This is a genomic window from Pseudomonas sp. Sample_22, from assembly GCF_004307635.1.
In the GTDB taxonomy this organism is placed as follows: domain Bacteria; phylum Pseudomonadota; class Gammaproteobacteria; order Pseudomonadales; family Pseudomonadaceae; genus Aquipseudomonas.
This window is the reverse complement of the sequence record NZ_RCNY01000017.1, coordinates 1-26858: the sequence shown is the minus strand read 5'-3', so window position 1 is coordinate 26858 and position 26858 is coordinate 1. Positions and strand designations below refer to the sequence as shown.

The window sequence follows — 26858 nt, the reverse complement described above, 5'->3', positions numbered from 1 at the left end:
GTCAGACCTCGTTGAGCTGTTGAGCGGCCGTCAGTGCCGCGCGGCCGCGAGGGCCATGGAAGTATTCGTGAATCCACGCGTCGTCGGTTTCCGATACCTTGTCGATGGCATCCGCCACCAGCACTTTCTTCTGCGCCAGCACCGCCACGCGGTCGGTGATGGTGTAGAGCGTGTCGAGATCGTGAGTCACCAGAAACACGCTCAGGCCCAAGGCATCGCGCAAGGTCAGGATCAGCTGATCGAACGCTGCCGCGCCAATTGGATCGAGGCCGGCGGTGGGTTCGTCGAGAAACAGGATGTCCGGGTCCAGCGCCAAGGCCCGCGCGAGCGCCGCACGCTTGATCATCCCGCCGGACAAGGAGGCGGGGTACTTATCCGCCGCTGACAGTGGCAACCCGGCCAGGGCCAGTTTCACCGCGGCCAGATGTTCGGCATCGTCGCGGCTCAGGCCGGCGTGTTCGATCAGGGGCAGCGCGACGTTTTCGGTCACGGTCAGGGAAGAGAACAGGGCGCCTTTCTGAAACAGCACGCCAAAACGCCGCTCAATCAGCGAGCGTTCGTGTTCCGGCAACGTCGGCAGGTTTTGCCCGAACACTTTGACCACGCCTTCGCTGGGCTGACGCAAGCCGACAATGCTGCGCAGCAACACTGACTTGCCGCTGCCGGAGCCACCGACGACGGCGAGGATTTCGCCCTTGTACAAATCCAGATCGAGGTTTTCATGCACGCTCTGGCGGCCGAAGCGATTGCACAGCCCACGGACTTCAATCACCGCCTCGGCGGGCGCTCGGGGTAAACGACTCACCAGCTCATCTCCATGAAGAACAGCGCGGCCACGGCGTCGAGCACGATCACCACGAAAATCGATTGCACCACGCTGGACGTGGTATGCGCGCCGACGGACTCAGCGCTGCCGCTGACCTTGAAGCCTTCCAGGCAGCCGATAGCGGCAATCAAGAACGCGAACACTGGCGCTTTGACCATCCCCACCAGAAAGTGCTGAACACCGATGTCCGATTGCAGTAGCGAAAGGAACATTGCCGGCGAGATATCCAGCGACACCGCACACACCACGCCGCCACCGACAATCCCCGAAACCATCGCCAGAAAGGTCAGCATTGGCAACGAGACCAGCAGGGCGAGCACACGCGGCACCACCAGTAATTCCATCGGATCGAGACCGAGGGTGCGAATGGCGTCGATTTCCTCGTTGGCCTTCATCGAACCGATCTGCGCAGTGAACGCACTGGCCGTGCGCCCGGCCATGAGAATCGCAGTCAGCAGCACGCCGAATTCCCGCAGGAAGGCGAATGCCACCAGGTCCACCGTGAAGACGCTGGCACCGAACGTGGTCAGCACGGTCGCCCCGAGAAACGCAACGACGGCGCCCACCAGAAACGTCAGCAAGGCAACGATGGGCGCAGCGTCGAGACCGGTTTGCTCGATGTGCGCGACCATTGGCGTGATGCGCCAGCGTTTGGGGCGGAACAGGCCACGGACGAGGGTTTCCAGAATCAGCCCGACGAAACCCAGCAGTTGCAGGGTGTCCTGCCAGACTGCGTCCACCGCGCGGCCAATGCGGGTCAACAATTGAATGCCGACGCTGATTTCCGGCTCCTTGACCGGCACACAGAAATCGGTCAGCGACTGGTAGACGGTTTGCAGCAACGCACGGTCGGCAGAGGAGAGGGTGCAATCAGGGTGTTCGGCGGATCGCCCCAGACGCTCGGAGCCCAGCAGTTCCACCAGCAATGAAGCGCCGGCGGTATCCAGGGCGCCGAGACCGTTGAGGTCGATGTGGGTGCTGGCATCGTATTGGCCTTCGAGCTTTTCGCTCAGGCGCTTGAGGTCGGCGTAATGGGCAAGCGTCCAGTCCCCGGTCACCCGGATCCGGGCGGGGGCGAGCGAGGTGTCCAGATGGGCATTGCCGGCCAATGTGCTGCTGGTCATAAGCTCCGTGCTTTTTCGGCTATTTACGCTGACTTACGTAATACCACGAACGGCCTCACTTTTCTTTGGCCGGTGTGCTGTCCTTCACTTTGAAGCGCAATACGCCGATCAGCTGGCCGTCTTCGGTAAGTACCCGGACCTGCCATTTGCCTGCCGGATTGCCGGGGAAGTTCTGTTTGTGAGTCCAGGCCCGATAGCCTTCTTTGCGCCCACCGTGGATGTCCAGCGGAATGCGGTCGACCTCTTTGCCGTTGAACTGCCACACATGATAAATCCGCTCGTCCAGGCCACGCGGCGCGTTGATCGCGGTGTAGGCATACAGGCCACCGCCGCGAATCTGCTCGGCACTGACTTCTTCGAGGCTGGCGCCTGGCGTGCGATCCTGCATTTGCGTGCTGATGGCCACGTCGGTCATCCACAAGGTCGCTGGCGGCACCCATGAGCGCAACACCCAACCGACACCGCCGATCCCGATGGTGATGCTCAGGATCGCCAGCGCATTGCGCACGGTGCGAATCGGAAAAATCGACGCCAGGCTCGGGAACGACAGCAATACGGCAATACCCAGCGCCCATTTGAAACTTTGCGAGGTGGTCAGGTGCATGATCACCGGCAACGCGGTGAGGAGGGCGGCGAACAATGTCAGCGTATGCAGCGCGAGGAACGCCCAGCGCCGCGGCGCCAGCCATTTGTAGTAAAGCGGGTCGACGATGGAGATCAGTGCGGCGATGCCCAGCAACCCGGTGAAGAACAACTGGCCGCTGTTCCAGGTGGTGGTGATGAAAAAGAACGGCAGAACGAAAAAAAGGCTTTCCTGATGGATCATCTGCGTCGCGTAACGCAGCAACGGCTGAGGAATTTCCCGCTTGAAGATCCGCGTGAACAGCTTGGTCAGGCTGTTTTCCAGCATCAGCCAGATCCAGCTGATCAGCATGATGGTGGTGATCCAGCTGGCCAAGCCCTGCTGACGGTCGACCAGAATGAAGCTGCCGACCCCGGAAACAAAACCACCGAGCGCAATGACCCCAGGGTAGCGCTTCATCAGCTCGAGTATGCGCTGTACAAAAAGGGTCAGAGTCGACATTCGGCGATTCACATTAGTCGTAGGAAAAATCTCAAACAGGTTACCGCCGGCAGGGCGGTGTGGCGAGAACAGACGCTCCTTTGACACACACACCCTGTAGGAGCATGGCTTGCCCGCGATGACGTCGGCACATTCAACATTATCGGTGACTGACATTCCGCCATCGCGAGCAAGCTGTGCTCCTACAGGGGTCGGGATCGGGATCGGGATCGGAAGCGCCAGGCTGCCAGGCCCAGCACCAACAATCCCAACGCCCCGGCAATCACCCACAACACTTGGTCATCACTGAGCAACGGTTTTTCGATCCGCACGTACCCCGGTTGCAGGAGCAGCTCGCGCATCGCCTTGTTCGCTTCAGCCAGTGATACCGCTTGCAGTTCCTTGGCGGGGTTGGCGAAACGGCCGTCCTGATAGTCTCCCAACGCGCTCCAATAGTAATCGGCCAGCGCGCTGTTGCCTTGCACGGCCCAGGATTGACGGGCGATAGCGGCTTGCTTGAGACGGTTGAAGGTCTCAGCGTTGAGGCCGTCCTTGAGTAATTGCGCCTTCAATTCATCCAGCACCGTCAGAGCCTCGGCTACGTCGTCACGCTCAAGGTCGGCGTTGAGGCTCATGAAACCAACCCCGCCGAATACCTCACGCTCGGCCCATGGGCCGTATGACAAGCTGTGCGCCAGCCGCAGTTGGCGATACAGCGCCCAGTCCAGATAGTCCTTGAGCAGGTCGAAGGTTTCGTCATGCTGATCCTCCAGCACCGGTTCCGGTACCAGCCAATGCAGCTTGGCCCCACCCCCGACGAAGCCGCGTGTCAGCACGCGCTCGTGGGCCGCGCTGGCCTGGATTTGCGGCAGCGGCGGATGATTGCCCGGCTCGATCGGTACCAACGTGCCGTAGGTGCGCTCCAGATAGGCCGGCAGCAAGCGATCCAGGTCGCCGACCACGATCAGCGTCATGTTGTTGGGCGCGTACCAATCCTTGCGGACTTTCTCCAACTGCTCGCGGGTCAACTGATCGACTTCGGCGCGCTCGGAGCATTTCAGGCCCAATTCCACGGCCAGTTGCTTGCTGGCGGTGTGACCCAGGTCCTGACGATCCAGCCAGCGTTGCAAATGCGAGTAGTGACCGCCGTCTTCGCGCTCGACCACTTGTTTGGCCGCGTTGATGGCGTTGTCGTCGAAGTGAGTCTGGGTCAGCAATGCCAGCAGCAGGTCGAGGACTTTGCGCTGATTCTTCGCCGGGGCTTCGATCACGAACGTGGTGTCGGCGTTGCTGGTGAACGCATTCCACTCACCGCCCAGCGCTTGCATGCGCTCTTCAAGCCCGCCTTCGCCGCTGGCGTCGATACCGCTGAACAGCAGATGCTCGAGCAGATGTGGCAACTCTTTGTCAGCGCAGCCGAAATCATCAATGCCGACGCCGACTACCAGCCGGATTGCCACATGCCCGCGTTCGGCACCGGGTTTGAGCAGAATTTGCAGACCGTTGCGCAGGGTATAACCCTCGACCTGGAAGCGATCCAGGGCAAACGACGGGAATGAGCCGAGCAACAAACAGGCGAACAACAGGCAACGCATAACGAGCTTCCATACGGCTAGCGTGAGTTCAACAGACTTCAGGCCACTGTGGACGTTCAGGGAGAATGCGTGATGTCAGTCATATCGTCGACAACCAGCGCTCCGGTGTCGGACGTTTCCAGCACTACGTAGGCGCTGCTGCAAAACAGCGAATTCAGACGTTTCATGTCGGCGATCAACTCCAGGTGCAACGAACTGGTCTCGAGACTTTGCACGATCTTGCGTTGCAAACGGCTGACATGAGCATGGGCCATGCGCCGCTCCTGTGCGCGAAAGCGACGTTTCTCACGGACCAATTGGCGAGCGCTTTCCGGGTCGGCGCTGAGGAACACCGACAATCCCAGGCGCAAATTGGCAATCAATTGGCTGTGCAACCCCGCCAACTCCTCCAGGCCCACCTCGGAAAACGACCGGCGTTGCGAGGTTTTCTGCTGCTGCACCTTGCGCAGCATGCGCTCGATCAGGTCACTGGCGAGCTTCAGGTTTATCGCCAATTCAATGATTTCTGCCCAGCGTCGGCTGTCCTGGTCACTAAGGTCTTCGCGAGGCATTTGCGCCAGATAGAGCTTGATCGCGCTGTAGAGCGATTCCACGTCTTCCGCCAGGCGACGCACTTCCTGAGTCACCGCGGTTTGCTTGCCGTGCAACACATCGAGCATGGCTTCGAGCATGTTGTCGATCAGGTCGCCCATGCGCAGGGTTTCCCGCGCCGCATTGGCCAACGCCAGGCTCGGGGTAGCCAAGGCCGTCGGGTCGAGATGCCGTGGTTTGGCGGTGCCGTTGGCTTGCGGACGCTCCGGCAACACCCAGGCACAGAACCTCGCCATTGGCCCGACACTGGGCAACAGGATCAGGCAGCGCGCCGTGTTGTAGAGCAGGTGGAAGCCGATGACCATTTCCTGAGGGCTGAAGTCGAGGCTGTCGAGCCAATGCACCACGGGGTCGAGCACCGGAATGATCAGCACCAGGCCGATCAGTTTGTACAGCAGGCTGCCCAATGCCACCTGGCGCCCGGCGGCGTTCTGCATGCTGGTGCTGAGGAACGCCAGAATGCCGCTGCCGATGTTGGCACCGATCACCAGGCCGATGGCCACCGGCAGACTGATCACGTTCGCGCCGGCCAGGGTCGCGGTCAGCAGCACCGCCGCGAGACTTGAATAGGAAATCATCGCGAACAGCGCACCCACCAGGGCGTCGAGCAAAATGTCGCCGGTCAGCGAGGCGAAGATTACCTTCACCCCTTGGGCATGAGTGATCGGCGTGGCCGCTTCGACGATCAGCTGCAACGCCAGGATGATCAAGCCCAAGCCGATCGCGACACGGCCCATCTGGCCCAGGCGGGTCTGTTTGCGCGAGAGAAAGAAAATCACCCCGAGGAAAATCAGCAGCGGCGACAGCCATGACAGGTCAAGAGTCAGCACCCGCGCCATCAGCGCCGTACCGACATCCGCGCCAAGCATGGTGGCCAGCGCCGGCGTCAGCGCCATCAGGCCCTGGCCGACAAATGAAGTGACCAGCATCGCGGTGGCGTTGCTGCTCTGCACCATCGCGGTGACGACGATTCCGGAAATGAACGCCAGCCAGCGTCTGGACATGTTCTGTCCGATGACATGGCGCAAGTTGGAGCCGAACACCCGCAGAATGCCGGTTCGGACGATGTGCGTGCCCCAGATCAACAAGGCCACGGCGGAGAGTAGATTGAGCAGGGTGAGCATACAGACCCCCTGTGGTGTAGCGCTCCAAAGGGAGCAAGTTGACGGTGCCGCGCGACGATCTACTTCTTCTGTACTTAAGCTGTAGTTGGCTAACGGTCTGGACGCCAGCATCGCATAGCTAAAGACGTGATTGAAACAAAACTGTCATGAAAACAGCTCCGTGCGGAAAATGAAAAAGGGACCCGAAGGTCCCCTTGTTCACAGCGTGACTGTGGCGAAGGAGCTTGCTCCCGCTGGGTCGCGTAGCGGCCCCAATACCGGCAAGTCCGATACGTTTACGCCTGCTGCGCAGTCGAGCGGGAGCAAGCTCCCTCGCCACAAAAGCTCTTATCCCACAGAGCTTTGCCCTCCGGGTTACTGTCCCGGAATGTCCTTGCGCAGTTTCACCGGATCCTGCTGCTTGCGCTTTCTCGCCATCGCGGTGCGCATCTTGATGTTGATCGCTTCCACCGCCAGCGAGAACGCCATGGCAAAGTAGACGTAGCCTTTTGGCACGTGCACATCCAGGGATTCGGCAATCAGAACGGTACCGACTACCAACAGGAACGACAGCGCCAGCATTTTCAGGGATGGGTGCTTGTCGATGAACGTGCTGATGGTGCCCGAGGCCAGCATCATCACCAGAACCGCGACAACGATCGCCGCCACCATGACCGGTACATGGGACACCATGCCGACCGCGGTGATCACCGAGTCCAGCGAGAACACGATGTCGATGATCGCGATCTGGATGATGGTGTAGAGGAAGTTGCCACCCTTGCCCGAAGGTTCTTCGTTGCTTTCGTCTTCACCTTCCAGTGCGTGGTACATCTCTTGCGAGCTCTTCCACAGCAGGAACAGGCCACCAAAGAACAGGATCAGGTCACGTCCGGAAATGCCCTGGCCGAATACTTCGAACAAGTCGGCGGTGAGGCGCATGACCCAGGTGATCGACAGCAGCAACAGAATCCGCGTGATCATGGCCAGCGCCAGGCCGAAAATCCGCGTGCGCTGTTGCATGTGCTTGGGCATGCGGCTGACCAGGATCGAAATCATGATGATGTTATCGATGCCCAGGACGATTTCCAGAGCAGTCAGGGTGAAGAAGGCAACCCAGATTTCAGGGTTGGTCAGCCATTCCATGTGTATTCCTTTGAGCGATTGTTAAACCAAAACGGGCCCGGGCTTCAAAAACGAAGCCTGGACCCGGTGTGGTGAGTCTTGGGCTTATAGAGTGCTGAACAGCGGAAAAATCCCCATCAGCAATGCAGCAACCAGTATGCACATACACACCAGCACTGCCCACTTGAGGGTGAAGCGCTGGTGATCACCAAAATCGATCCCGGCCAGGGCCACCAACAAATAAGTCGATGGTACCAGCGGGCTCAACAAGTGGACGGGCTGACCGACGATCGAGGCACGTGCCATTTCCACCGCGGTTATACCGTAATGGCTGGCGGCTTCGGCAAGTACCGGTAACACGCCGTAATAAAATGCATCGTTCGACATGAAGAACGTGAACGGCATGCTCACCAGCGCCGTTATGACTGCCAGGTACGGGCCGAGGAAATCCGGAATCACCGACAGCAGGCTTTTCGACATCGCATCGACCATACCGGTGCCCGACAGGATACCGGTGAAGATACCGGCAGCAAAGATCAGCCCGACCACCGCCAGCACACTGCCAGCATGGGCAGCCACACGATCCTTCTGTTGTTGCAGGCATGGGTAGTTAACGATCATCGCGATACTGAAGGCCACCATGAACAATACCGGCAACGGCAACAGGCCAGCGATCAGGGTGCACATTAAGCCCAGGGTCAGGGCACCGTTGAACCAGATCAGCTTCGGACGACGGGCATCGGGGAATTGCGAGACGCTGATTTCGCTGTGATCGATCTCATCGCCCACCAGGTGCAACTCACCCAGACGCGCACGTTCACGCTTGCCGTAGAAGTAAGCAATCGCCAGGATCGCCACCACACCGGCTGCCATCGCCGGAATCATCGGCACGAAGATCGCCGACGGGTCCACGTGCAGCGCACTCGCGGCACGGGCGGTCGGGCCGCCCCATGGGGTCATGTTCATCACGCCACCGGCGAGGATGATCAGGCCGGCCATGATCCGCGGGCTCATGCCGATGCGGCTGTAGAGCGGCAACATGGCGGCCACGCAGATCATGTAGGTGGTCGCACCGTCACCATCGAGGGAAACGACCAGCGCCAGTACGGCGGTACCGACCGAAACTTTCAGCGGGTCGCCCTTGACCATTTTCAGGATCTTGCGCACGGCCGGGTCGAACAGGCCGGAGTCGATCATCAGGGCGAAGTACAGAATCGCGAACATCAACATCACGCCGGTCGGCGCAAGCTTGGTGATGCCTTCGAGCATCATTGGGCCGATTTTCGGGCCGAAACCGCCAAACAAGGCGAAGACGATTGGAATGATGATCAGGGCAATCAGCGCAGACAGGCGCTTGGTCATGATCAGGAACATGAACGTGATGACCATGGCGAAGCCAAGGAAAGTCAGCATGGGAATACTCCAGGCGTAGCGCGGCTAGGGAATGGGCGAACCGGGTGGGTCAGCGCAGAACGGGAAGCACGAGACGTACGGGCGGAGTGGCGGCGAAGCGGCGGGTTTCAAAGGACATCAGGGTCACCATTGTTGTTGTTAAATGGGCTGTGCGAGCGATAAAACGCTGGCATTGGCCGACCGGTCTGTTGCCGGTAGTGGGGCGATCCTAATCGGGGAAGCTTTCAGCCAGCTTTCGGCAATGAAAGCATTGACCGGATGTGTAACCGGTCGTCGGACGGGGCCAGGACCAAAGGGCAGCCTTCGCGAGCCCCCGGCAGAACAGCACTCTGCGCAAGCACTTGCGAGGTGAAGGCGAAGGCGAAGAAACGCCCTGATCAAAAAACAGACAGATTGAGCGGACGAATGGCCCCCATCCAGATCGCATGCTCGCTGTGGTCAAGCAGATCGTCGCCGGTGTCCGGGTGCAGGAACACCACCAAGCCCTTGCGGTTGAGCGCCAGCCACGGCAGCACTTCGCCGATCAGCTGCGGTCCGAACGCCAGTTGGCAACTCCAGTCCGGATGCGGGCCGACCGGGCGTTCGTGCACGCGCCCCATTTTCAGCGGGAACAATTGCGCAGCTTGCTCGCACAAGGCCCGTGCCTGATCGATGGAACTGGCATCGAAATACACGTGGGCGTGATAGCCCTTGATCCGTTGCATGGGTAATCCCTCTAAAACCCGGTAGAACCCTCACCGTTTCCCGCAGGTCGTACGCCATATACGCGGGAAAACAAGGGAGTTCAGCCATGAAGAATGCCGAGACCCCGGTGGTGAAAGTGGTGCTTTATGGTGCCATGAGTAGCCTGGGCAGTGCGCTGATGGCTGAAATGCTGCGGCGCCAACACGAAGTCATCGCCATTCTCGACGACCTGACGGCGCTGGCGCCGCGTCCGGGATTGCGCACCAAAACCGGCGATCTTTTCGCAGCTCAACGGGTGAAACAAAGTGTGGCAGGCAGTTCGGCGGTCATCTGCTTGTTAGATGCGCCTGGCCTGCCGTTCAACAGTGAGCATGTGGAAAAATCCATCGTGCCGGGTCCGGTCGAGCAAGTGCTGGCAGTGGATGCATTGATCGAGGGCATGCAGGCGGCGGGCATTGCCCGTTTGTTCGTGGTGGGGGATTTCGAAGTTCTCGATGATCCCGAATTAGAAGACGACCTGGAACGTCATGCCGCCGAAGAGATCCGTGAAGCACTGCAAAGCAGCACGTTGCATTGGACTTTGGTGAACGCGCCACGGGGAGTGGCCGGCCTGACCATCGAGCATTTCAGCCAGACTGGCGGCAACCTTGAACCGGGCCTGGCCGAACCGCTCGCACGCCTGGCACGCACTGCCACGGGGATTGCCGATGAGCTGCAGCTGAATTTGCACATTGGTGAGCACGTCAATTTCATTGCCGCAGACAGCTAGACCGCTATGGAGGGCAGCGCCATCCCGTTCAGCGATTGCGCGCTGCTGGCCTGTTCTTCCATCAACCAGTCGACGAACTGTTGAATCAACGCGCCACGCCGTTTGCGTTGCGGCAGAACCACGTAATAGCCCAAGCGTGAAATCACTGTTTGTGCAATCGGGCGACACAACAAGCCTTGCGTCAGCAAGTTATCCACAAGGTGTCGCCAGCCAATGGCGACGCCCTGACCACCAATCGCGGCTTGTATCAACAGGGTGTAGTTGTCGAAGCGCAACTGGCCGGGGGCCGGGGGCGAAGTGATGCCCAATTCTCGAAACACTCCGCTCCAGTCAAACCAGTTACTGCTGTTCTCGCCGCGCAGGTGCAACAGTGGGAACTCCAACAAACACTGGGCAGGCAAGGGCAGGGCACGCTCATTCAGAAGCTGAGGGCTGCACACGGGGAATACTTCTTCGCTGAACAACCAATGGCTTTCACCCTGCTTGAAGCGGCCATCGCCGAATAACACCGCCACATCGATATCCGTACGCAGCATGTTGTGGCTGCGCTCGCTGGTGACCAGGCTGACATCCACGTGCGGATTGGCCGCGTGAAAACGGTGCAGGCGCGGCATCAGCCAGTAGGCAGCAAAAGCGAAATCGGTCGCCACTTGCAACACTTCGTGTTGCTGCTGTGCGCTGATCGCACTCAAACCAGCATCGATATTCTGCAATCCAAGCTGAACTTGCTCGAAAAGGATCATTCCGGCCTCGGTCAGTTCGATACCGCGGTAAATGCGGTCGAACAGACGTGTGGCCAACTGTTCTTCCAGCCGCTTGATTTGCTGGCTGATGGCGGGTTGGGTAGTGCCCAGTTCATTGGCGGCAGCCGTGAAGCTGCGTTGACGGGCCGCGGCTTCGAACGCGCGAAGTAAATCCAGAGACAGGTCACCAAGAGCGTCATACATAAGCTGTGCTTATCCTAGTCATTGCTGCGCGTGGGCTTTACCGCAAAGTGCATGGGTTACATCCTCGATCCCAGCACTCTCGCATAAACATCCACTATGGAATGCCGCGATCACATGAAGCGCAAGAACATTCTTTTCATCATGGCCGATCAAATGGCCGCGCCAATGTTGCCGTTCTACGGCCCATCGCCCATCAAGTTGCCGAATTTGAGCCGCCTCGCCGCACAAGGCGTGGTGTTCGACGCCGCCTACTGCAACAGCCCGTTGTGCGCACCGTCGCGTTTTACCCTGGTCAGCGGCCAATTGCCGAGCAAGATCGGCGCCTACGACAACGCGGCGGATTTTCCGGCCGATGTACCGACCTATGCCCACTACCTGCGTCGACTTGGCTATCGCACCGCACTGTCAGGCAAGATGCACTTCTGCGGTCCGGATCAACTGCACGGTTACGAAGAACGTCTGACCAGCGATATCTATCCGGCCGACTACGGCTGGGCAGTGAATTGGGACGAGCCGGACGTGCGTCCGACCTGGTATCACAACATGTCGTCGGTACTGCAGGCGGGGCCGTGCGTGCGCACCAATCAACTGGATTTCGACGAAGAGGTGGTGTTCAAGGCCCAGCAATACCTGTTCGATCACATTCGCGAGGATGGCGACCAGCCGTTCTGCCTGACTGTTTCAATGACCCACCCACACGATCCGTACACCATTCCCAAAGCTTTCTGGGATCTGTACGACGATGCCGACATTCCTTTGCCAATAACACCGGACCAGCACGAACTCGACCCGCACGCCCGGCGTTTGCTCAAGGTTTACGACCTGTGGGATAAACCCTTGCCTGTGGATAAGATCCGCGATGCACGCCGTGCCTATTTCGGTGCTTGCAGCTATATCGACAGTAACGTCGGCAAACTCCTGCAAACACTCGAAGATACCGGCCTGATCGACGATACCATCATTGTCTTCTCCGGCGACCATGGCGACATGCTCGGCGAGCGCGGGCTCTGGTACAAAATGCACTGGTATGAAATGGCCGCTCGCGTGCCCCTGTTGATAAGTGCTCCCGGGCAATTCGGCGCGAGCCGTGTCAGTGCCTCGGTCTCGACCGCCGACTTGCTGCCGACCTTCGTCGAACTGGCGGGCGGCTCGCTGGAGCCAGGCCTGCCGCTCGATGGCCGCTCGTTGGTCCCACATCTGAAAGGGCAGGGCGGTCACGACGAAGTGTTCGGCGAATACATGGCAGAAGGCACCATCAGCCCGCTGATGATGATTCGCCGCGGCGCTTACAAATTCATCTACAGCGAAGACGACCCTTGCCTACTCTTCGACGTACACAATGATCCGCGCGAACTGGAAGAACTGAGCCAGTCGCCGCAGCATCGCCAGCTGTTTGACGACTTTCTCGCCGAAGCGCGGGCCAAATGGGATATTCCGGCGATCCATCAACAGGTGCTCGCAAGCCAACGGCGCCGGCGTTTCGTCGCCGATGCCCTGACCATCGGCAAGCTGAAGAGCTGGGATCACCAGCCGCTGGTAGACGCCAGTCAGCAGTACATGCGTAACCATATCGACCTCGACGATCTGGAGCGTAAAGCACGTTATCCACAACCCTGCCAAAACCAATAATGTTAAGGGGAAGTCCATGCAAAGGTTATCCACAGTACTGACGGTCGGGCTCCTGGCTCTGGGCAGTGCATCGGCGTTCGCCGATCAATGCGAGACGGTGAAAATGGCCGACCCGGGCTGGAGCGACATCGCCGCGACCAACGCCATCACCGGGTTTCTCCTGGACGGCATGGGCTACAAGGCCAAAGTCGACACCCTCGCGGTGCCGATTACCTTCGGCGGGCTCAAGGACGGCCAGGTCGATGTGTTTCTGGGTAACTGGATGCCGGCGCAGCAGGGCTTCTACGACAAATTCGTCGCCACGGGCGATGTCACGCAACTGGCGAAGAATCTCGATGGCACCGAGTTCACCCTCGCCGTTCCGGACTACGTCTGGGACGCGGGTGTGCATAACTTTGCCGACCTGAACAAACACGCCGACAAGTTTGATCGCAAAATCTACGGCATCGGTTCCGGTGCACCGGCAAACATCTCGCTGCAAGAGATCATCAAGAAAAACGATTTCGACATGGGCCAGTGGAAATTGGTCGAGTCCAGCGAGCAAGCGATGTTGGCCGAAGTGTCGCGCGCAGTGAAGAAACAGAAGTTCGTGACCTTCCTCGGCTGGACGCCGCACCCGATGAACGTGCAGCTGAAAATGCATTACCTGAAGGGCGGCGAGAAGTATTTCGGCGACACTGGCAGCGTCCACACCCTGACCCGCAAAGGTTATGCACAGGCCTGCCCTAACGTTGGGAAATTGCTGACCAACCTGACGTTCACTCAGGACATGGAAAACAGCATCATGGCCGAGGTGGTGAACAAGAAGATCAGCAATGCCGACGCCGCCAGAGCGTGGATCAAGGCCAACCCGGCGGTGCTGGATAAATGGCTGGATGGCGTGAAAACCGTGGACGGCAAGGATGCATTGCCGGCAGTCAAAGCCAAGTTGTAGAGATCCTCTGTTGATGATCGTTCCCACGCGGAGCGTGGGAACGATCATCCTCTGTGGCGAGGGAGCTTGCTCCCGCTGGGCTGCGCAGCGGCCCTGAAACCTGCGGGCGCTTCGCACCCGAGCGCGAGCAAGCTCCCTCGCCACAAATGATTGTGCGTCCTGCTACCCTTGCGCAAACCCCCGACCGAGAGGCCCCATGGCCCTGCCAAGCCGCCATTCACTTTTTCCCTTCCTCACCTGGCTGCCCCGGCAAACCCGAGCCAGCGTCGGCCGCGACCTGATCGTCGGCCTCAGCGGTGCGATTCTTGCGTTGCCGCAATCCATTGCCTACGCACTGATCGCGGGTCTGCCACCGGAATACGGGCTGTACGCGGCTATCATCCCGGTGTTGATCGCTTGTCTTTGGGGTTCGTCGTGGCATTTGATCTGCGGTCCTACGGCCGCGATCTCGATTGTCTTGTATGCCAGCGTCAGTCCTCTGGCCGTGCCGGCGACACAGGACTACGTCACGGTGATCCTGCTGCTGACTTTCCTGGCGGGGGTTTTCCAGTGGCTGCTGGGATTGCTGCGCTTTGGCGCGCTGGTGAATTTCGTCTCCCATTCGGTGGTGCTCGGCTTTACCCTCGGTGCGGCGGTAGTGATTGCCGTCGGTCAACTGCCCAATCTGTTGGGGTTGGACTTGCCAAGTCAGGCCACCGCCCTGGACAGTTTCATCACTTTATTGCGCCATCTCGGCGAAGTGGACAAGGCCTCGCTGGCGTTGGGTCTGGCGACGGTGGTGGTGGGGGTGTTCCTCAAGCTGTGGTTGCCACGTTGGCCAACGCTGTTGATCACACTGGTGCTGGGCGCATTGCTGGTCTGGCTGTGGCCAACCATGTTTGGTCATGTGCAACTGGTCAGCGCGTTCACCGGTAAGTTACCGCCCTTCAGTCCGTTGCCACTGGATCTCGATTTGATCCTGCGCCTGCTGCCCAGCGCCGTGGCCGTTGGCATGCTCGGGCTGGTGACAAGCCTGTCGATTGCCCGCTCGATCTCTGCACGTTCGCAGCAACTACTCGACGCTAACCAGGAAGTTCGCGCCCAAGGCCTGTCGAATATTGTCGGTGCGTTTTTTTCCGGATCGCTGTCAGCCGGCTCGTTCACCCGCTCCGGGTTGAGTTACGAAGCCGGGGCCTGCTCGCCGTTGGCCGGGGTTTTTTCGGCGATGTGGGTGGCGTTGTTTGCGATTTTTGGCGCAGGTTTGATTGCGCACATCCCGATCCCGGCCATGGCCGGTAGTATTCTGTTGATCGCCTGGGGCCTGGTGGACCATCGCGGCATTCGCGCGTTGTTGCGGGTGAGTCGCGCCGAGTTCGTGGTCATGGCCCTGACCTGTGTCGCCACGCTGCTGCTGGAGTTGCAGACAGCAATTTACGCTGGCGTGCTGGCGTCACTGTTTTTTTACCTCAAGCGAACGTCGCAACCGCGGGTACAACATGTACGCGACGGCGATGAAGACATTCTGCGGGTCGGCGGCTCGATCTTCTTCGGCGCCAGCCATTACCTGCAGGTGCGCCTGCAACGCATGCACGGTGCGCGCGTGGTGATCGAGGCGCAGCAGATCAATTTCATCGACTATTCAGGGGTGGAAATGCTGCATCAGGAAGCCCGGCGCTTGCTGCGCCAGGATCGCAGCCTGACCTTGCGCCAGGCGCGGCCGCAGGTGGTGGAAGAGTTGAGGAAGCTTGAGGGACCGGAGAAATGCCCGATCCGATTTGAAGATTGAACAAATTCTTGGCTAAAACACCAATCCCTGTGGCGAGGGAGCTTGCTCCCGCTCGGGAGCGAAGCGCCCGCAGATTTTAAGGGTCGCTACGCAATCCAGCGGGAGCAAGCTCCCTCGCCACAAAGAATTACAGCGCCAGTTGTCGGCGCAACTCGGCCAGCACCGGTGCCGTATCCGGGCGGACACCGCGCCAAAGGAAGAACGCTTCTGCCGCTTGCTCAGCCAACATCCCCAACCCGTCCATCGATACCGCTGCGCCGTGTTCGCTGGCCCAACGGCAGAATGAAGTCGGCTCCTTGCCGTACATCATGTCGTAGCAAACGGTTTTGCCTGGTTCGATCAGGCTGCTGGCGATCGGCGGAACGTCCCCTGTCAGGCTGGCAGAGGTGGCATTGATGATCAGGTCCACAGATTCCTGCAACCAGTCGTAACCGCTCGCCGAGACCGGCCCCAAATCGCAGAACAGTTCCGCCAGCAGTTCGGCCTTGTCTACGGTGCGGTTGGCGATGATCACCGACGCCGGCTGCTCGGCGAGCAAGGGCTCCAGAGCACCGCGCACAGCACCACCGGCACCGAGTAACAGGATGCGTTTGCCCTTGAGGCTGAACCCGGCGTTGACGGTCAGGTCCCGCACCAGGCCGGCGCCATCGGTGTTGTCTCCCAGCAGACTGCCATCGGCCATTTTGCTCAAGGTATTCACCGCGCCGGCCCGCTGCGCTCGCGCAGTCAGGCTATCGGCAAGGCGAAAGGCTTCTTCCTTGAACGGGACCGTCACATTCGCCCCCCGGCCTTCGAGGAAAAAAGCCCGAGCGCAGTCGGAAAAATCGTCTAAAGGCGCCAGCAATGTGCTGTAGTCGAGGCGCTGCGCGGTCTGCTCGGCGAACAGACGATGGATCAATGGTGACTTGCTATGGCCAATCGGGTTACCGAATACAACATAACGGTCCATCTACATTCCTCGTTCAGGCCTTGGCCAACCAATCGCGATCCTGCAAGAAATAATCGGTCAGGCGCGCTTCTTCGCTGCCCGGTTCGGCTTTCCAGTCGTAACCCCAACGCACTTGCGGCGGCAGGGACATCAGGATCGACTCCGTGCGACCGCCCGATTGCAGGCCGAACAGCGTGCCACGGTCATAGACCAGGTTGAACTCGACGTAACGGCCACGACGGTATTCCTGGAACTCCCGTTGTTTCGCGCTGAACGTGTCGTTTTTGCGACGCTGCACGATCGGCAGGTAGGCATCGATGTATGCATCGCCGATAGCTCGCATGAACGCGAAGCTGGTGTCGAAGTCCCACTCGTTCAAGTCATCGAAAAACAGACCGCCAATGCCCCGTGGTTCGTGGCGATGCTTGATGTGGAAGTAGCTGTCGCACCAGGCCTTGTAACGCGGGTAGACGTCCGCACCGAACGGCGCGCAAGCCTGCTCGGCCACGCGGTGCCAGTGCACGCAGTCTTCTTCATTGCCGTAGTAGGGCGTCAGGTCGAAACCGCCGCCGAACCACCAGACCGGTTCTTCACCTTCTTTTTCAGCGATGAAAAAACGTACGTTGGCGTGGGAAGTCGGCACATGCGGGTTGTGCGGATGGATCACCAGCGACACGCCGAGCGCTTCGAAGCCACGGCCGGCCAGTTCCGGACGATGGGCGCTGGCGGACGGTGGCAGGCCACTGCCAAAGACATGGGAAAAGTTGACGCCGCCCTTTTCAATGACCGTGCCGTTTTCGATCACCCGCGTACGTCCACCACCGCCGGCAGGCCGGGTCCAGGCGTCTTCGACGAAGTGCGTGCCACCGTCTTCGGCTTCCAGGGCAGCACAAATACGGTCTTGCAGGTCGAGCAGATAGGCTTTTACGGCCTCGGTGCGGGTAGTCATGGCATCACCTTGGATCGGGCAAAGCTACGCGGCGCTCCATCGGACCGGGGCCTGCGCAAATGGGCGCGTAGCATAACACCGCCGAAGTGCTCGTCGCAGTTGACGAAGATCAAGCTTAGGAGTCCGATAGGACGCTTCGCATTTACACAATCAGCATCGATCTCAGGAGAGAGCAGATGGCAAAGCGTATTCAGTTCCGTGCCCATGGCGGCCCCGAAGTGCTTGAGTATGTGGATTACCAACCCGCCGGGCCCGGCCCCAAAGAGGTCCGTGTGACCAACAAGGCCATCGGCCTGAACTTCATCGATACCTATTACCGCAGCGGTCTCTACCCACCGCCGGCTCTGCCATCGGGGCTCGGTTCCGAAGGCGCGGGCGTGGTCGAGGCGGTCGGCAGTGACGTCACGCGGTTCAAGGTCGGCGATCGCGTCGCTTACGGCAGCGGCCCATTGGGGGCCTACAGTGACGTTCACGTCTTGCCCGAGGCCAATCTGGTTCACCTGCCGGACGCCATCAGCTTCGAGCAGGCGGCAGGTGTGATGCTCAAAGGCCTGACCGTGCAATATCTGCTGCGCCAGACCTACGAACTCAAGGGTGGCGAAACCATCCTGTTCCACGCGGCAGCGGGTGGTGTCGGCTCGTTGGCTTGCCAATGGGCCAAGGCCTTGGGCGTCAAGCTGATCGGCACCGTGAGCTCCGCGGAGAAAGCCGCGCTGGCCAAGGCCAACGGCGCCTGGGCGACCATCGATTACAGCCATGAAAACGTCGCACAACGGGTACTGGAATTGACCGACGGCAAAAAAGTCCCGGTGGTGTACGACGGCGTGGGCAAGGACACTTGGCTGACATCTCTGGACAGCGTCGCGCCTCGGGGCCTGGTGGTGAGTTTCGGCAACGCATCCGGCGCAGTGGACGGAGTCAACCTGGGGATTCTGGCGGCGAAAGGTTCGCTGTACGTAACCCGGCCGACGCTGGGCACCTACGCCAACAACGCCGAAAACCTACAGCGCATGGCCGATGAACTGTTCGAGATGATCATCAGTGGCAAGTTGAAGGTGGATATCAGCCAGACGTATTCACTGGCGGATGCGGCGAAAGCGCAGACTGAATTATCGGCACGGCGCACCACGGGATCGGTGGTTCTGTTGCCTTAAGATTTTCAGCGTCTGCCAAGGCCTCATCGCTGGCAAGCCAGCTCCCACACGTACAGGGTCGGTCACAAATCATGTGAACGACCAGAATCCCGTGGGAGCTGGCTTGCCAGCGATGGGGGGCGCCTCGGTCTCAGCCTGGGCGAACAACGTGCCCCGTCGCCAGATCGCGAATCACGCTCGGGTTCTTGCGCCCACCCAGCAACCCGCCGAGCACCAGGTCAACCTGCCCGCGGAAATACTGCTCGACGCGAAGCCGCGTACGAGCTGCCGGCCGGCCTTGCGGGTTGGCAGAGGTCGACACCAACGGCCCGACCAACGCACACAAATCCCGTACCAGCGGGTGATCACTCACGCGCAGCGCCACGGTTTCATGCACGCCGGTGATCCATGGCGGCAACAGGTTCTGATGCGGCACCAGCCAGGTGTTCGGCCCCGGCCAGGTGCTGGCCATGCGGTCCATCCACAGTTCAGGGAAGTCTTCGAACAGGAAATCGAACTGACGGATGTTGTCGGCCACCAGGATCAGGCCTTTATCCACTGCCCGGCCCTTGATCAGCAACAAACGCTCGACGGCCTCTTCGTCCCACGGGTCGCAACCCAGGCCCCAGACTGCTTCGGTTGGGTAGGCAATCACCGCCCCTGCGCGAACTGCTCGTGCGGCTTGCTGCACACGCCAACTGTTGACCATGAAAAACTCTCCAGAATAAGGCTCTGCGCAGTTTACCGATCTTGTTTATAAAACCTAGCTCACCCGCGCAAACCAGCGCCCGTTTTCGCACACCGCGCTGCCGCCCATCTCCAGTTCCGTCAACGCCGCCAACACGTTGGGCAGCGCCCAGCCGCTGGCGAGGGCCAGCGCTTCACTGGTGTGAGGGGCCGCATGCAGCAGCTTCAACAGCGGATGACTCGTCGCCACCTCGCAGGTTTCCGGGAACAACGGCTGTTGCTGCCAACCTCGCAAGGCTTCGAGAATATGTTCAATGGTCTCCACCAGCACCGCGCCGTCGCGGATCAACTGGTGGCAACCCCGCGCGCCGGGGTAATGGATCGACCCGGGAATCGCGTAAACCTCACGCCCTTGTTCGGCCGCCAGCCGTGCGGTGATCAACGAACCGCTGGCCACGCTGGCCTCGACCACCAGCACACCGAGGGACAAACCGCTGATGATGCGGTTACGTCGCGGGAAGTTGCTGGCGCTGGGGCCGGCATCCAGCGGAAACTCCGAAAGCACCGCGCTGCCCGAGGCGATCATGGCGTCCGCCAGCCGCCGATTGCGCTGTGGATAAAACTTTTCAAGACCCGTGCCAAGTACACCGACCGTTTGCCCGCCGACATCCAAAGCAGCCTGATGCGCGGCGGCATCGATACCCAGCGCCAACCCGCTGGTGATGACGAAACCGGCACTGGCCAGGCTGCGGGAAAACGCTGCCGCGGTATCCATGCCCGGCCGAGACGCGCGCCGACTACCGACCATCGCCAGCTGCGGTTTTTCCAGAATGCCAGGATCGCCCGCGACGAATAACAAGGGCGGAGCATCACTGATTTGCGCCAGCAGCGCCGGGTAGTCAACCTGGTCCCACATCAGTAAATGCTGGCCCTGACGCTCCAGCCAGGCCAATGCGTGGCTTGCTCCATCGCGGATTTCAGGACATCGCCTGGCCTCGGCACACGCCAATGGCAAACCCAGCGCGCGCCAGGCACTGGCCGGTGCACTGATCGCTTTCGATGCCGAACCGAACGCCTCGAGCAACTTTTTGAACCGCATCGGCCCGAGTTCCGGCAAACGGTGCAGACGCAAACGAGCTTCCAGCTCCGCAGGGGAAACCGGTGTAACAGTAGGCCATGACATGGATCATCCTTGATCGTTATGAGCACCCGTACAAACGGGAATAAGCTGTGGATAACTCTGTTGGTAACTTGTGAAGCACGCTTATGGATTTCGCACCTTGTCCATCACCGCCAGCGAACGCGATGCGGTGAGCACCAGCCCGTAGCTGAGCTTGTCGTAGGTGCGGAAAACCATCAGCAGACCGGCGCGTTCGTCGGGAATTTTCACCGGCTGGCCGCTGATTCGGTCACGCACGGTTTCCCCGGTCTTCATCACCACCAATACATTGCCTTCGGCCAGACCATCGCGTTGACCCTTGTTCAGCGTGACCACATCCAACGCACCGATCTGCGTCACGCCGCGCGGCACATCAATGATCAAGCCTTCGATCTTGCTGCTCGGTGCGCTGGGCATGAACGTCGAGTTGATGGAGCGCTCCTCGCCACTGAACAGGCGGTCGCCAAGGCGTACCTCCTGGGTTGTGCGTTGCAGCGCCAGCGTAGCGATGTCACCTTCGGTGGCGACGATTTCGCCACCGCCAATGTCATCGGCGTTGATCCCCAAAAACTCCTGGGTTTGTGGATCGGTATAGACCTTGCCCTGGCGGAAGATGCCGTAGACCGGTTGCGCCAGGTCGAACTGACCGCGGGCGAAGATTCTGTCGCCCATGCCGCTGAGCACGCGTTCGGCATCACCGGCCACGATGTACGGCGCCTTGTCGAAATCCTCGACCTTGTCGACGATGCGGTTGCTCAGGAGAAAACTGTTGATCGATTTCAGCGGGATGCTCGGAATCGCATCGGCTACCGGGCTGGTGCGTACCCGCGGCGAAAGCTTGATGGTGCCCCGCGACTCGCCCCGGCTGAGGGTCAGGCGCGGCTGGCCATTGACGTAGTCCAGCGACAGCGAATCGCCGGGGTAGATCAGATTGGGGTTTTCGATCTGCGGATTGGCTTGCCACAACTGCGGCCACTGCCATGGCTCACGGAGATACTTTGCGGAAATGTCCCAGAGTGTGTCCCCCGTCACCACGGTGTATCGCTGCGGAAAACCTTCCCGAAGTTGCACTTGCCCGTGCGCGAAACCGGCCGAAGCCAGAAGGAGCAGGGCGAGTAGTGATTTCCTCATGCGGTGAATCCCTTTATTATGTGCGTTCGCGTGAAACGCCAGAGCCGTCAGTGGCTCGCTCCCGGCCGGCTTGTCAAAACTTGCTTGTCGACAGAAGGGAGCTACGTTTTACAACGGTAGCCTGCATCTTCGGACCTGCCAGGCCATCGACCCGACTTTACTTCACACGTGCAGTAATCAAGCTTATGGCCATTTTAGACATCCTCGAATTTCCCGACTCGCGCCTGCGCACTATCGCCAAACCTGTGGCCGTAGTGGACGACGAAGTGCGTCAGTTGGTCGACGACATGTTTGAAACAATGTATGAAGCGCCAGGCATCGGCCTCGCCGCGACCCAGGTCAACGTGCACAAACGTATCGTCGTGATGGACCTTTCCGAAGACCGCACCGAGCCTCGAGTGTTCATCAACCCCGAGCTCGAACCGCTAACCGAAGACATGGGCCAGTATCAGGAAGGCTGTCTGTCGGTGCCGGGCTTCTACGAAAACGTCGATCGCCCGCAACGGGTCAAGGTCAAGGCGCTGGACCGCGACGGTCAGCCTTACGAACTGATCGCCGAAGATTTGCTCGCTGTGTGCATCCAGCATGAATGCGACCACCTCAACGGCAAATTGTTCGTCGACTACCTGTCCACGCTCAAACGCGACCGCATCAAGAAGAAGCTGGAAAAGCTCCATCGCCAGAACGCCTGATGCCCCTCTTCAAAGGCTTGCTGCGGCAAGCCTTTTTCTTTTCAAGCTGCTTTGTAATCGAGAGCTTTCATGACTGAGCCACTGCGCATTGTCTTTGCCGGCACCCCGGAATTCGCCGCCGAACACCTCAAGGCCCTGCTGAGCAGCCCTTACGAGATCGTCGCGGTCTACACCCAGCCGGATCGCCCGGCAGGCCGTGGGCAAAAAATGATGCCAAGCCCGGTCAAGCAGTTGGCACTGGAAAACCACATCCCGGTGTTGCAACCGCCAACCCTGCGCAACGAAGAAGCCCAGGCTGAACTGGCCGCGTTGAAGCCAGACCTGATGGTGGTGGTCGCCTACGGCCTGATCCTGCCGCAAGTGGTGCTGGATATTCCGCGCCTGGGCTGCATCAACAGCCATGCCTCGCTGTTGCCGCGCTGGCGCGGTGCAGCGCCGATCCAGCGTGCCGTCGAAGCCGGTGATGCCGAAAGCGGCGTGACCGTGATGCGCATGGAAGCCGGGCTCGATACCGGGCCGATGCTGCTCAAGGTCGCCACGCCGATCAGTGCCGAAGACACCGGTGGCAGCCTCCACGATCGTCTGGCCGAAATGGGTCCACCGGCCGTGGCCCAGGCGATTGCCGGCCTTGCCGCCGGTACTCTGGAAGGCGAAGTGCAGGACGATAGCCTCGCCACTTATGCACACAAATTGAACAAAGACGAAGCGCGCATCGACTGGGCTCGCCCGGCGATTGAACTGGAACGCCTGGTCCGCGCCTTCAACCCTTGGCCGATCACCCACAGCACCTTGAATGGCGAAGCCTTGAAAGTGCTGGCCGCGCACCTGGCCGAAGGCAAGGGCACGCCGGGGGAGATTCTTGGCGCCAGCAAGGACGGCCTGGTCGTCGCTTGTGGTGAGCAGGCCCTGTGCCTGACGCGCCTGCAATTGCCCGGTGGCAAGGCACTGAATTTCAGCGACTTGTTCAACAGCCGTCGGGAGAAATTCGCCATTGGCACAATTCTCGGTCAAGCGGCGGACGCTCAATGAATCCGCGTCTGGCCGCCGCCAAGGCACTTGCCGCTGTCCTGAACGGAAAAGCATCGCTCAACAGCTCGCTACCCACGCAACTGGACAAGGTCGAGGACCGTGATCGCGGCTTCACTCAGGATCTGGCCTTTGGCACCGCGCGCTGGCAACCGCGCTTGTCGGCACTGGCGGCCAAGCTGTTGCAGAAACCGTTCAAGGCTGCCGACGCCGATGTTGAAGCTCTGCTGCTGGTTGGCCTCTATCAACTGCTCTACACCCGCGTCCCGGCCCACGCCGCCATTGGCGAAACCGTTGGCTGCGCCGACAAGCTGAAAAAACCCTGGGCCAAGGCCTTGCTCAACGCCGTGCTGCGCAATGCCCAGCGCGAAAGCGAAACGATTTTTGCCGAGCTGGAACGTGACCCGGTGGTGCGCACCGCTCACCCGCGCTGGCTGCAAAAATCCCTGAAGGCCTTCTGGCCGGAACAATGGGAAGCCATCTGCGCGGCGAACAATGCGCATCCGCCAATGATTCTGCGGGTCAATCGTCGCCATCACAGCCGCGACGCGTATCTCGGCTTGCTGACCAACGCGGGTATCGCCGCCGCCCCGTGTGTCTACAGCCGTGATGGCATCGTGCTCGAAGCGGCCACGGACGTGCGCAGCCTGCCGGGTTTCGCCGACGGCTGGATCAGCGTGCAGGATGAAGCCGCGCAACTGGCCGCCGACCTGCTGGATCTGGCGCCGGGCCAACGGGTACTCGACGCCTGCTGTGCACCGGGTGGCAAGACTTGCCACATCCTTGAGGCCGAGCCAAAGCTGGCCGGCGTCGTAGCGGTCGACCTTGAAGCCAAGCGGCTGGTGCGCGTGCGTGAAAACCTCGAACGCCTGAAACTCAGCGCCGAACTGATTGCCGCCGATGGCCGTGATACCCAGGCGTGGTGGGATGGCAAGCCGTTCCAGCGCATCCTGCTCGATGCCCCCTGCTCGGCCACGGGAGTGATTCGTCGTCACCCGGACATCAAGTTGACCCGTCAACCCGACGACATCGCCGCACTCGCGGTGCTGCAAGGCGAGCTGCTGGACGCGATGTGGATAACGTTGGAAGTGGGCGGCATTCTGCTCTACGCCACGTGCTCGACATTGCCGACCGAGAACACCGAAGTCATCGAAGCCTTCCTCGCTCGCACCCCGGGCGCCCGTGAGCTGGACCTGGCCACCACGGCCGGCATCAAGCAGCCCCACGGTCGCCAATTGCTGGCGCAAGAGGGCGGACACGACGGTTTCTACTACGCCAAGCTGATCAAGATCGCCGCCGCACGCGGTTAACCGGTTTAAGGGAGTGACTGGATGAAAATCATCATCCTCGGCGCAGGGCAGGTCGGCGGTTCGCTGGCGGAACACTTGGCCAGCGAGGCCAACGACATCACGGTGGTCGATACCGACGGTGAGCGCCTGCGCGACCTCGGCGACCGGCTGGACATCCGCACCGTCCAGGGCCGCGGCTCATTCCCGACCGTGCTGCGCCAGGCCGGGGCCGATGATGCGGACATGCTGGTCGCCGTGACCAACAGCGATGAAACCAACATGGTCGCCTGCCAGGTCGCCCACACGCTGTTCCACACCCCGACCAAGATCGCCCGGGTGCGCGAGGCTGCCTACCTGACCCGCGAAGAGCAGCTGTTCCAGAATGAAGCGATTCCGGTGGATGTGCTGATCAGCCCGGAACAAGTGGTCACCAACTACATCAAGCGTCTAATCCAGCACCCCGGAGCCCTGCAGGTGATCGACTTCGCCGAAGGCAAGGCGCAACTGGTGGCCGTGCGCGCTTACTACGGTGGGCCGCTGGTGGGCCAGCAATTGCGGCAGTTGCGTGAGCACATGCCGAACGTCGAAACCCGCGTGGCCGCGATTTTCCGCCGCGACCGGCCGATCCTGCCCCAGGGCGACACCGTGATCGAGGCCGACGACGAGGTGTTTTTCATCGCCGCCAAGGCGAACATTCGCGCCGTGATGAGCGAAATGCGCCGTCTCGACGAGACCTACAAACGCATCGTCATCGCCGGTGGCGGTCAGATCGGCGAGCGCTTGGCCGAAGCCATCGAAAGCCGCTATCAAGTGAAGATCATCGAGATGAACCCGGCACGTTGCCGTCATCTCTCGGACCACCTCGACAGTACTGTGGTCTTGCAAGGTAGCGCCTCGGACCGCGACCTGCTGATGGAAGAAAACATCGCCGACGCCGATCTGTTCCTGGCGCTGACCAACGACGACGAGGCCAACATCATGTCGTCGCTGCTGGCCAAGCGTCTGGGCGCCAAGAAGGTGATGACCATCATCAACAACCCGGCCTACGTCGACCTGATCCAGGGCGGTGACATCGACATCGCCATCAGCCCGCAACTGGCGACCATCGGCACCTTGCTGGCCCACGTGCGCCGGGGCGATATCGTCAGTGTGCACTCACTGCGCCGCGGTGCGGCCGAGGCCATCGAAGCCATTGCCCATGGCGATGCAAAATCGAGCAAGGTGATCGGCAAGGCCATCGAGAACATCGGGCTGCCACCGGGTACAACGATCGGCGCGATCATCCGCGACGAAGAAGTGATCATTGCCCACGACGATACCGTGATCAAAACCGGTGACCATGTAATCCTGTTCCTTGTGGATAAAAAGCATATTCGCGATGTGGAAAAGCTGTTCCATGTAGGGTTGAGTTTCTTCTGACCCTGCTTTTTTGTGGCGAGGGAGCTTGCTCCCGCTCGGCTGCGCAGCAGTCGCAAAACCTCTGATCGCGATTTATCAGACATAGCCAGATAGCTCATAAGCGACCGCTTCGCGCTCGAGCGGGAGCAAGCTCCCTCGCCACAGAGCTGTCTACTCTCAAAGGAAAAGTGTCCATGATCGAATCCCTGGAAAAAATGCTCGCCAAGGGTGTGGATAACTCTTTACTGCGCTTCGGCCTGGGCAAGGGTTATCTGGATCTGGGGGAGAACGCCAAGGCGGCGGAGCATTTTCAACGCTGCGTCGATTTCGACCCGAAGTATTCGGCGGCGTGGAAGCTGCTGGGCAAGGCGCATCTGGCACTTGGGGATCACGCGGCTGCGCGTCAGGCTTGGGAGAAGGGCGTGGAAGCCGCTCGCAACCATGGCGACAAGCAGGCCGAGAAGGAAATGACTGTGTTTATGAAAAAACTGGACCGAGCCGATCAGAGATAGCGCAAGCCAATCCCTTCGACATCCACCTGCACCACTTCCATGCGCACTCGCGGCGCGCCTGTGGGCAAGTCCTGCACCTGGCCGTAGACCACCGCACCTTTAGGCAAGGCCGCCAGTGCCGGGTGCTTGACGTAGACACCCGTGTGCGAAAGATTGCGCGTCTGGCCCAGGCATTCGCCGAAGCTTTCGTGGGTGATCTTGATGCGAAATGATTTGCGCTGCTCGGACATCTTTTTGCGCCCTTGAAAATCGATTGTGGATAATCCAGACCTGTAGGAGCGAGGCTTGCCCGCGAAGAGGACTTCGCCTTCAATATCGTTTGTCGGCTGACAGTCGCCTTCGCGGGCAAGCCTCGCTCCTTGTATGTTGACCCTGAGTCCAAAGAGAGA

Annotated in this window: 25 protein-coding genes; 10 read left to right on the top strand and 15 right to left on the bottom strand. The window is 60.2% G+C overall.

Annotation, left to right across the window (positions count from 1 at the left end; genetic code table 11):
- Window position 1 precedes the first annotated feature (1 nt).
- From D8U73_RS03770 to D8U73_RS03735, 8 genes are all read right to left on the bottom strand, one after another.
- Window positions 2-805: an ATP-binding cassette domain-containing protein gene (locus tag D8U73_RS03770; RefSeq protein WP_056854225.1), complete on the bottom strand. Its 804-nt coding sequence runs from the start codon at window positions 803-805 to the stop codon at window positions 2-4.
- Window positions 802-1950, bottom strand: coding sequence for an ABC transporter permease (locus D8U73_RS03765; RefSeq protein WP_056854226.1), 1149 nt, complete (start codon window positions 1948-1950; stop codon window positions 802-804). Before D8U73_RS03765 ends, D8U73_RS03770 begins: the two co-directional genes overlap by 4 nt.
- Window positions 1951-2005: 55 nt before the next feature.
- The gene (locus tag D8U73_RS03760; RefSeq protein WP_056854227.1) at window positions 2006-3034 is read right to left on the bottom strand and encodes a DUF5924 family protein; all 1029 of its coding nucleotides are present in this window, start codon (window positions 3032-3034) and stop codon (window positions 2006-2008) included.
- A gap of 182 nt (window positions 3035-3216) precedes the next feature.
- Complete coding sequence (locus tag D8U73_RS03755; RefSeq protein ID WP_130903768.1) at window positions 3217-4608, bottom strand: insulinase family protein; 1392 nt, start codon at window positions 4606-4608, stop codon at window positions 3217-3219.
- Window positions 4609-4664: 56 nt separating this feature from the next.
- Window positions 4665-6323, bottom strand: a complete 1659-nt coding sequence (locus tag D8U73_RS03750; RefSeq protein WP_056854229.1) for a Na/Pi cotransporter family protein — start codon at window positions 6321-6323, stop codon at window positions 4665-4667.
- A 354-nt stretch (window positions 6324-6677) separates the two neighbouring features.
- Entirely contained in the window at window positions 6678-7445 is a 768-nt protein-coding gene (locus D8U73_RS03745; RefSeq protein WP_056854230.1) for a TerC family protein, read from the bottom strand.
- An 84-nt stretch (window positions 7446-7529) separates the two neighbouring features.
- Complete coding sequence (locus tag D8U73_RS03740) at window positions 7530-8837, bottom strand: CitMHS family transporter (protein WP_056854231.1); 1308 nt, start codon at window positions 8835-8837, stop codon at window positions 7530-7532.
- Between the two features lie 377 nt (window positions 8838-9214).
- The gene (locus D8U73_RS03735; RefSeq protein WP_056854232.1) at window positions 9215-9541 is read right to left on the bottom strand and encodes a DOPA 4,5-dioxygenase family protein; all 327 of its coding nucleotides are present in this window, start codon (window positions 9539-9541) and stop codon (window positions 9215-9217) included.
- An 86-nt stretch (window positions 9542-9627) separates the two neighbouring features.
- On the opposite strand from D8U73_RS03735, the gene D8U73_RS03730 reads away from it, so the two are divergent.
- The gene (locus D8U73_RS03730) at window positions 9628-10290 is read left to right on the top strand and encodes an NAD(P)H-binding protein (RefSeq protein ID WP_056854233.1); all 663 of its coding nucleotides are present in this window, start codon (window positions 9628-9630) and stop codon (window positions 10288-10290) included.
- Here the strand turns inward: D8U73_RS03730 and D8U73_RS03725 are convergent.
- Window positions 10287-11237 carry a LysR family transcriptional regulator gene (locus D8U73_RS03725; RefSeq protein WP_056854234.1) on the bottom strand — a complete coding sequence of 317 codons (951 nt, stop codon included), beginning with the start codon at window positions 11235-11237 and terminating at the stop codon, window positions 10287-10289. The two genes, D8U73_RS03730 and D8U73_RS03725, sit on opposite strands and share 4 nt — an antisense overlap.
- A gap of 114 nt (window positions 11238-11351) precedes the next feature.
- Between D8U73_RS03725 and betC the strand changes: the two genes are divergently transcribed.
- The 3 genes from betC to D8U73_RS03710 all read left to right on the top strand — a co-directional run bounded on the left by betC (window position 11352) and on the right by D8U73_RS03710 (window position 15565).
- Entirely contained in the window at window positions 11352-12866 is a 1515-nt protein-coding gene (gene betC, locus D8U73_RS03720) for a choline-sulfatase (RefSeq protein ID WP_130903767.1), read from the top strand.
- A 16-nt stretch (window positions 12867-12882) separates the two neighbouring features.
- A complete protein-coding gene (gene choX / locus D8U73_RS03715) occupies window positions 12883-13800 on the top strand; it encodes a choline ABC transporter substrate-binding protein (protein WP_130903766.1) in 918 nt (305 codons plus the stop codon).
- A gap of 196 nt (window positions 13801-13996) precedes the next feature.
- Entirely contained in the window at window positions 13997-15565 is a 1569-nt protein-coding gene (locus D8U73_RS03710) for a SulP family inorganic anion transporter (protein ID WP_056854237.1), read from the top strand.
- Between the two features lie 127 nt (window positions 15566-15692).
- Here D8U73_RS03710 and aroE read toward each other — a convergent pair whose 3' ends face one another.
- On the bottom strand, window positions 15693-16514 hold the full coding sequence (aroE, locus tag D8U73_RS03705) for a shikimate dehydrogenase (RefSeq protein ID WP_130903765.1): 822 nt from the start codon (window positions 16512-16514) through the stop codon (window positions 15693-15695).
- A gap of 13 nt (window positions 16515-16527) precedes the next feature.
- A complete protein-coding gene (gene hemF / locus D8U73_RS03700) occupies window positions 16528-17442 on the bottom strand; it encodes an oxygen-dependent coproporphyrinogen oxidase (RefSeq protein WP_130903764.1) in 915 nt (304 codons plus the stop codon).
- 176 nt (window positions 17443-17618) lie between these two features.
- Here hemF and D8U73_RS03695 point away from each other — a divergent pair, with 176 nt between their 5' ends.
- Window positions 17619-18596 (top strand): NADPH:quinone reductase, encoded by a 978-nt coding sequence (locus tag D8U73_RS03695; protein WP_130903763.1) that lies wholly within the window; start codon window positions 17619-17621, stop codon window positions 18594-18596.
- Window positions 18597-18726: 130 nt separating this feature from the next.
- Here the strand turns inward: D8U73_RS03695 and D8U73_RS03690 are convergent, their stop codons facing one another.
- The 3 genes from D8U73_RS03690 to D8U73_RS03680 form a co-directional block, all read right to left on the bottom strand.
- Window positions 18727-19284 (bottom strand): L-threonylcarbamoyladenylate synthase, encoded by a 558-nt coding sequence (locus D8U73_RS03690; protein ID WP_056854241.1) that lies wholly within the window; start codon window positions 19282-19284, stop codon window positions 18727-18729.
- A gap of 54 nt (window positions 19285-19338) precedes the next feature.
- A complete protein-coding gene (gene dprA, locus D8U73_RS03685) occupies window positions 19339-20445 on the bottom strand; it encodes a DNA-processing protein DprA (protein WP_130903762.1) in 1107 nt (368 codons plus the stop codon).
- Window positions 20446-20526: 81 nt separating this feature from the next.
- Entirely contained in the window at window positions 20527-21552 is a 1026-nt protein-coding gene (locus tag D8U73_RS03680; protein WP_130903761.1) for a LysM domain-containing protein, read from the bottom strand.
- 185 nt (window positions 21553-21737) lie between these two features.
- Between D8U73_RS03680 and def the strand changes: the two genes are divergently transcribed.
- From def to D8U73_RS03655, 5 genes are all read left to right on the top strand, one after another.
- Window positions 21738-22244, top strand: coding sequence for a peptide deformylase (gene def, locus D8U73_RS03675; RefSeq protein WP_130903760.1), 507 nt, complete (start codon window positions 21738-21740; stop codon window positions 22242-22244).
- A gap of 69 nt (window positions 22245-22313) precedes the next feature.
- On the top strand, window positions 22314-23273 hold the full coding sequence (gene fmt, locus D8U73_RS03670) for a methionyl-tRNA formyltransferase (RefSeq protein WP_130903759.1): 960 nt from the start codon (window positions 22314-22316) through the stop codon (window positions 23271-23273).
- Window positions 23270-24580, top strand: coding sequence for a 16S rRNA (cytosine(967)-C(5))-methyltransferase RsmB (gene rsmB, locus D8U73_RS03665; RefSeq protein ID WP_130903758.1), 1311 nt, complete (start codon window positions 23270-23272; stop codon window positions 24578-24580). Before fmt ends, rsmB begins: the two co-directional genes overlap by 4 nt.
- 21 nt (window positions 24581-24601) lie before the next feature.
- Window positions 24602-25978 (top strand): Trk system potassium transporter TrkA, encoded by a 1377-nt coding sequence (trkA, locus tag D8U73_RS03660; RefSeq protein ID WP_056854247.1) that lies wholly within the window; start codon window positions 24602-24604, stop codon window positions 25976-25978.
- 173 nt (window positions 25979-26151) lie between these two features.
- The gene (locus D8U73_RS03655; protein ID WP_056854248.1) at window positions 26152-26469 is read left to right on the top strand and encodes a tetratricopeptide repeat protein; all 318 of its coding nucleotides are present in this window, start codon (window positions 26152-26154) and stop codon (window positions 26467-26469) included.
- On the opposite strand, the gene D8U73_RS03650 is transcribed toward D8U73_RS03655, so the two are convergent.
- Window positions 26460-26699 carry a PilZ domain-containing protein gene (locus D8U73_RS03650; protein ID WP_056854249.1) on the bottom strand — a complete coding sequence of 80 codons (240 nt, stop codon included), beginning with the start codon at window positions 26697-26699 and terminating at the stop codon, window positions 26460-26462. The genes D8U73_RS03655 and D8U73_RS03650 overlap by 10 nt on opposite strands.
- Between the last annotated feature and the right edge of the window lie 159 nt (window positions 26700-26858).